The sequence below is a fragment of the Aeromonas bestiarum genome, from assembly GCF_000819745.1.
Taxonomy (GTDB): Bacteria; Pseudomonadota; Gammaproteobacteria; order Enterobacterales; family Aeromonadaceae; genus Aeromonas; species Aeromonas bestiarum.
Map to the genome: position 1 here is coordinate 1 of NZ_CDDA01000017.1, position 6,551 is coordinate 6,551.

Consider the following 6,551-nt stretch of genomic DNA (forward strand, 5'->3'; position numbering starts at 1 on the left):
GAGCGGGTTTTTTTATTGCCAGAAATCAGCCATTTATACGCGATAAACGGCTGATCCCCTTCTTCATTAGCCGTGACTGGCACAGGGTAGCTCCATGTTGACCACCCCATCTTCCAGCTGGATGTCGATCTTGAAGCCAAGCCGCTTGGCCAGATTGATCATGCCGCGATTGCTGGGCATGGTCATGCCGGATAGCTGGCCAATGCCCCGCTCTCTGGCGTAGCGCACTATCTTCTCCATCATCAGCTTGCCGAGCCCGAGTCCTTTCAGGTCGGAACGTACCAGAATGGCAAATTCCGCATCGGATAGGTCCGGGTTGGAAATGGCCCGCACCACCCCGAGGATCTGCTGACTGAAGGCCCCGTCCTGCCCGACGGCAACGAAGGCCATCTCCCGGTCGTAGTCAATCTGAGTCATGCGGGCCAGCTCTTCATGACCCAGCTCCCCTACGTCAGCGAAGAAGCGCTTGTACCTGTCTTCGTCCGATACCTTGAGTACAAACTGCTTGTGGGCGGGTTCATCCTCCGGCCGGATCGGGCGCAGCAGAACGTGACTCTGATCCTTGAGCCAGGCCCCCTCTTCCAGCTCGGTGGGATAGGGGCGTATGGCCAGTGTATTGCGTCCCTGCACCACAGGCATCAGCGTCAGGCTGGCATCCAGAATGACCATCTCGGCCCCGCATGCCTGCAGCGGATGCAGGTCCAGCTCCTGGATCTCGGGGAAGGCCAGCAGCAGCTCCGACAGCTGGCACAGCACCTGACCGAGAGCATCGATATCGAGTTTTTCGGGGGTGGCCTGCTCGCGGATCTTGCGACTCTTGAGGGCTCCTATGATCTGGTAGCGTGCCAGCGCCTGGTTCAACGGCGGGAGTGCGGCCACCATCTCTTGCGGCTCGGCCCCCGATTCGCCGAGCAGGATGACGGGACCGAAGACAGGATCCTGTTGCAGGCGGATCCTCAGCTCCAGCCCGCCGCTGCGGCGCGCCATCCGTTGTACCAGCAACCCCTCGATACGCGCCCCCGGGTCGTGTTGCCTCACCCTGTCGAGAATGGCATCCGCTGCCTGGGCGACTTCGGCCGAGGTGCGCAGGTTCAGCATGACGCCGTGCACCGCAGACTTGTGGGCAATATCCGGTGAGCGCAGTTTGACCGCGACCGGATAGCCGATCTGCTCTGCGGTCAGGGTGGCCTCGATGGCATCGGAGACGATCCAGGTCGGCAACGTAGAGAGCCCGGCGGCCTGCAGTATGGGGTGCACCAGGTGGGTATCGAGTGTGAGCTGTTTGCGCTCCAGCGCTTGGCGGATCAACTGCTGACACAGCTCGGCGTTGAGCTTGTCGCCCTGCAGGGAGGCGGGGGTTTCCATCAGCTGCTTCTGGTTGCGGCGGTATTCCACCATGTGCATGAAGGCGGCGACGGCGCTCTCCGGGGTACGATAGGTCGGAAATCCGGCCTCGCTGAACAGACGGCGCCCCTCTTGCGCCGAGTATTCTCCGGCCCAGTTGGTCAGGATATTGAAGCGCCTGGCCCTGGGATGTTGTTTGACGTAGTCGATCAGACTGCGGGCCAGTTCGGCTCCGCGCGCCGTGAGGGAGGGGGCGTGAATGAGCAGGATGGCGTCGGCTTCATCCCCTTGCAGCAAGGTCTCCAGCGCCTGCCGATAGGCGGCAATATCGGCATCACTGCCGATGTCCCGCGGTGGCATGGCCAATTTGCCGCCCCGCTCCAGCAGCACGTCGACCGCCATGTTGGCCAGTCCACGGCCATTGGAGATGATGGCTAATCTTTCCCCCTTGAGGGTCAGGGAGTGGCTCAGAGTCTCGACCGCGGCAAACAGCTCGTGGGTATCTCGCACCCGCAGCATGCCTGCCCGCCGAATGGCTGCATCGTAGACGTTGTCGAGGCCATTGGCCGGATCGTGGCGGCCGCTCTTGAGCACCAGGATGGGCTTGTTGCGTGAGGCCGCCCGTGCTGCCGAGAGGAAGTGGCGGGCGTCGTGCAGCTTGTCCATATAGAGCAGGATGGCGCGGGTGGTGCCATCGCGGGAGAGCTGATCCAGCAACTGGCCGAAGTCGATGTCACAGTGATCGCCGAGGGAGATGAAGGCGGAGAAACCCAGCTCATGTTGCTTGGCCCAATCCAGGATGGTGGTGCTGACGGCGGCTGACTGGGAGAGAAACGCCACCTGGCCAGGTTTGGCCGCGATGGGGGAAAAGCTGGCGTTGATGCCCTGACCCGGCAACAGCATGCCCATGCTGTTGGGGCCGAGCAGGCGAATGCCGTATTGGCGGCTTAGCTGTTGGAGCTGCGCTCTCTCCTGCATGGAGAAGTCGGCAGCCAGTATGATGGCAGCCCCTGTGCCTTTCTTGCCCAACTCTTCGATGAGTGGCAGTACACGTTCGCGTTTGGTACATATGATGGCGAGATCGGGGGAGAGCGGCAGGCTGCTGATATCGGAATAGGCCAGTACGCCGGCGATGGCCTTGTTGTGCGGGCTGACCGGCAGTATGGGGCCCTTGAACTGGCCCGCGAGCAGGTGCCTGATCACCACATGACCCGCCTTCTGCGGGTTGGTCGAGGCACCGATGACGGCAATTGACTGGGGTTTGAAGAGCCGATCCAGGCCGCTTGGTTTCATGGGCACTCCCGTGGGTGGCGGATGGTGCCAGTGTAATACGCTTTGACTGCCTGTTCTGTGACCGGTTGCGGATCACTGTTTGGTGAGGGCGCTGGCTCGCAGATAAAACTTCATCTTGCCCTGGATCTGGCGCACCGCCGCCAGATGGCGTTCCTGCAGATAGATATCCTGCTCCCGATCCAGCGGGGTCTGCGGTACGCCCAGGCTCTGCAGGTACTCTTCAAACAGCTGTGAGCTGTTGATTTCGATCAGATGACGCATCATGGCGAGGCTCCTTCCATTCAGGCTGAACGTAGAGTCTAGTCTGTGACCGCCATCTCGTTATGACCATTGTCAGATTTGACACGAGATGGCTCACACATCTGCGGGGCCGGGCTCAGTACCGGGCCCGCACGCATTATAGTGAGTGCATGAAACGCTGAGGGGCGAGGTACATGATCAGAGTCTGGCTGTGGTGCATCGCACTCTTTGCGGGAGGTGCTCTGGCTGCCGAGTCGCACGTTCGAGCCTGGAACCTGCTGCTGGATCATCCCAATCCGGCCGTGGCAGGCTTGCTGCGGCTGTCGCTCGATCTGACCGTGCCCGAATACGGTCCCTACCGCCTGAGTGCCAGCCCGCCGATGGAGCAGGGACGAGCCGTCAAGGAGTTGCAGGGTGGCGAGCTGGTGCAGATCGGGGTATTCGCGCCCGATGAGGAGCGGGAACGTACCCTGCTTCCTATCCATATTCCGCTGGCGAAGGGGTTGCTGGGCTGGCGGGTCTGCCTCATCCGGCAGGGGGATGAGGGGCGGTTTGCCAGGATCTACTCCTTGGCTGACTGGTATCACTCCGGGCTCACCATAGGCCAGCACAGATCCTGGCCCGATACCCGCCTGCTCAAGGCGAACGGTCTCAGGGTCGTGGTCGGCAGCCTGTATGAGGCCTTGTTCAACATGCTGCGCAAGCAGCGTTTCGACTGCTTCCTGCGTTCCGTCATCGAAATAGAAGATGAGCTCAAGTCACATCCGGATTTGGCCATAGAGCCTCATCTGGTGTTTCGTTATCCGCTGGCGCTGCTGTTTTTTGTCTCGCCAAAATATCCCGAGCTGGCACAACGCATCGAGCTGGGATTGCAGCGGGCGCGCCAGTCGGGTGCCTTCGATCGGGTCTTTGAGGAGGGGTTCGGCAGTACCATTCGTCGGTTGAAGCTGGATGAGCGGGCCATGCTGGAGTTGGATAACCCGGATCTGCCCGCCAGCAGCCGCGCCATGATGGCCGACCCGAGCCTCATCTATGCACCGGTCGCGGTCAGCCCGTCAGCGCAGTGATCCCTGGCCGCGCGCCGTATCCCAGAAGGCGCGGATCAGCGGCTCTTCCAGCCGCTTCTTGAGTACGGCGATGCCGACATCGAACGGCTTGAGGGCGGGCTTAGGCTCGACGATGCGTACCTTCTCCCCCATGGGGCTGTGGTCGATCACGGCGGCAGGTACCAGCCCGACGCCAAAACCGAGCGCCACCATGGCGACTATGCCCTCGTTGCCCGCCACCTCGGCATAGATGTTGGGGGCTATGCCCTTGTTGCGAAACCACTGGTCACAGCGCTTTCGCGCCAGACCCTGCTCGGAGAGGATCAGCGGCAGCCGCTCCCAGTCGGGCTCTCCCTGCAAGAACCACTGGTTGGGTTGAGGTGGGTTGCGTGGGGCGATAAACACCAACGGCACCTGTTGCAGGCTGGCAAACTCCAGCTTGGACGAGAGCGCATCGGGGCGGGCAGCGATGGCGAGATCGGCCTCGTCCGCCAGGATCTTGTCCACCGCCAGCGCCGGGTCACCGGTCTCCAGCTTGATCTCCAGCTGGGGATAGCGGCGACGAAAGCGCTCCAGCACCTCGGGCAGCAGAAAGTAGCTGGCGGTAACCGAGCAGAACACCCGCAGCCGCCCTTGCAGCGGTTCGTCGCTGCGTTTGAGCTCCTGCTTGAGCTGACGCCACTCCTGCAACAGGCCGCCGCCGAACTCCCGCAGCTTCTCGCCAGCGGGCGTTAATCGCACCGAGCGGTTGTCCCGATCGAACAGCACGCAGCCGGTCTCCTGTTCCAGCCGCTGGATGGCACGGCTCAGGGTGGAGGGGCTGACCGCCATGGCATCGGCGCTTTTGCCGAAGTGGAGTGAGTCGGCGAGGTGGAGAAACAGCTCGAGATTGCGAAGGTCCATCTTTCAATTCCTGCCGCGGCGCGCTTGCCGATCTGGGATGACACTGGGTGAGATTGCCAAGAATCATCTTTCAATTCTTGCAACATACTGTTTCGAATATATCAGTTCAGGCAATAAGTGTCCCGCGCTATAGTGGTTCAGACAACGCCGTCATCCGGCATGGAATCAATCTAACGGAGCAATCACCATGGCTAACTATTTCAACACCTTGAACCTGCGTCAGCAGTTGGCCCAGCTGGGCAAGTGTCGTTTCATGCAGCGGGCGGAATTCGCCGACGGTTGCGACGTGCTGAAGGGCAAGAAGGTGGTGATTGTGGGCTGTGGTGCCCAGGGTCTGAACCAGGGTCTGAACATGCGCGACTCCGGGCTGGATATCTCCTATGCCCTGCGCAAGGCTGCCATCACCGAGAAGCGTGCCTCCTGGCAGAAGGCCACCGACAACGGCTTCGCGGTCGGTACCTATGAAGAGCTGATTCCGAGCGCCGATCTGGTGCTGAACCTGACCCCGGACAAGCAGCACTCCGACGTGGTGAAAACCGTGATGCCGCTGATGAAGCAAGGCGCCGCCCTAGGCTACTCCCACGGCTTCAACGTGGTGGAAGAGGGTCAGCAGATCCGCGCCGACATCACGGTCGTCATGGTCGCGCCCAAGTGCCCGGGCACCGAGGTGCGTGAAGAGTACAAGCGCGGCTTCGGTGTGCCGACCCTGCTGGCGGTACACCCGGAGAACGATCCCAAGGGTGAAGGCATGGCCATCGCCAAGGCGTGGGCTTCTGCCACCGGCGGCGACCGTGCCGGCGTACTGGAATCCTCCTTCGTTGCGGAAGTGAAATCTGACCTGATGGGCGAGCAGACCATCCTCTGCGGCATGCTGCAGGCCGGCTCCCTGCTCTGCTACGACAAGCTGGTTGCCGAAGGGACTGACAAGGCCTACGCCGGCAAGCTGATCCAGTTCGGTTGGGAGACCATCACCGAAGCCCTGAAGCAGGGTGGCATCAGCCTGATGATGGACAGGCTCTCCAACCCGGCCAAGCTGCGCGCCTTCGAGCTCTCCGAGCAACTGCGCACCCTGATGCGCCCGCTGTTCGAGAAGCACATGGATGACATCATCGCCGGTGAGTTCTCCCGCGGCATGATGGCCGACTGGGCCGAAGACGATGCCAAGCTGTTCGGTTGGCGCGAAGAGACCGGCAAATCAGCCTTCGAAAACGCCCCGGCGTTCGCGGGCAAGATTGCCGAGCAGGAGTACTTCGACAATGGCGTTGTGATGGTGGCCATGGTCAAGGCGGGTGTCGAGCTGGCGTTCGAGACCATGGTGGCTTCCGGCATCTACGAGGAGTCTGCCTACTACGAATCCCTGCACGAGCTGCCGCTGATCGCCAACACAGTTGCTCGCAAGCGTCTGTACGAGATGAACGTGGTTATCTCCGACACCGCCGAGTACGGCAACTACCTGTTCGCCAACGCCGCCGTGCCCTTGCTGCGTGAGCACTTCATGCCGACCCTGAAAGCGGGTGATCTGGGTGCCAGCAAGGCGGAAGGGCAGAGCGTCGATAACCTGGCGCTGCTGGCGGCCAATGAGGCGACTCGCAACCACCCCATCGAAGCGATCGGTCAGGTACTGCGCGGCTACATGAAGGACATGAAGCGTATCGCCGTTGGCGGTTAATCAGGTATGACCCGCAACCATGCCTGATGCGAGGAGATCGGTCAGGTACTGCGCGG

At 61.6% G+C, this 6,551-nt stretch carries 5 protein-coding genes; 2 read left to right on the forward strand and 3 right to left on the reverse strand.

All coding sequences use genetic code 11. The features are described from left to right. Positions 1-66: 66 nt before the first annotated feature. Positions 67-2,637, reverse strand: coding sequence for a bifunctional acetate--CoA ligase family protein/GNAT family N-acetyltransferase (locus BN1118_RS10155; RefSeq protein ID WP_043555912.1), 2,571 nt, complete (start codon positions 2,635-2,637; stop codon positions 67-69). 72 nt (positions 2,638-2,709) lie between these two features. Continuing rightward, positions 2,710-2,901, reverse strand: coding sequence for a hypothetical protein (locus BN1118_RS10160; RefSeq protein WP_043139650.1), 192 nt, complete (start codon positions 2,899-2,901; stop codon positions 2,710-2,712). Between the two features lie 170 nt (positions 2,902-3,071). Here BN1118_RS10160 and BN1118_RS10165 point away from each other — a divergent pair, with 170 nt between their 5' ends. Further along, on the forward strand, positions 3,072-3,944 hold the full coding sequence (locus tag BN1118_RS10165) for a type 2 periplasmic-binding domain-containing protein (RefSeq protein WP_043555914.1): 873 nt from the start codon (positions 3,072-3,074) through the stop codon (positions 3,942-3,944). On the opposite strand, the gene ilvY is transcribed toward BN1118_RS10165, so the two are convergent. Continuing rightward, on the reverse strand, positions 3,933-4,826 hold the full coding sequence (gene ilvY, locus BN1118_RS10170) for an HTH-type transcriptional activator IlvY (RefSeq protein WP_043555915.1): 894 nt from the start codon (positions 4,824-4,826) through the stop codon (positions 3,933-3,935). The two genes, BN1118_RS10165 and ilvY, sit on opposite strands and share 12 nt — an antisense overlap. Positions 4,827-5,013: 187 nt before the next feature. Here ilvY and ilvC point away from each other — a divergent pair, with 187 nt between their 5' ends. After that, on the forward strand, positions 5,014-6,495 hold the full coding sequence (gene ilvC / locus BN1118_RS10175) for a ketol-acid reductoisomerase (RefSeq protein ID WP_043555916.1): 1,482 nt from the start codon (positions 5,014-5,016) through the stop codon (positions 6,493-6,495). Positions 6,496-6,551: the final 56 nt, after the last annotated feature.

Excerpts from the sequence above, each read along its gene's own strand:
- BN1118_RS10155 (WP_043555912.1), bottom strand. The coding sequence starts at position 2,637 with ATGAAACCAAGCGGCCTGGATCGGCTCTTCAAACCCCAGTCAATTGCC.
- BN1118_RS10160 (WP_043139650.1), bottom strand. The coding sequence starts at position 2,901 with ATGATGCGTCATCTGATCGAAATCAACAGCTCACAGCTGTTTGAAGAG.
- BN1118_RS10165 (WP_043555914.1), top strand. The coding sequence starts at position 3,072 with ATGATCAGAGTCTGGCTGTGGTGCATCGCACTCTTTGCGGGAGGTGCT.
- ilvY (WP_043555915.1), bottom strand. The coding sequence starts at position 4,826 with ATGGACCTTCGCAATCTCGAGCTGTTTCTCCACCTCGCCGACTCACTC.
- ilvC (WP_043555916.1), top strand. The coding sequence starts at position 5,014 with ATGGCTAACTATTTCAACACCTTGAACCTGCGTCAGCAGTTGGCCCAG.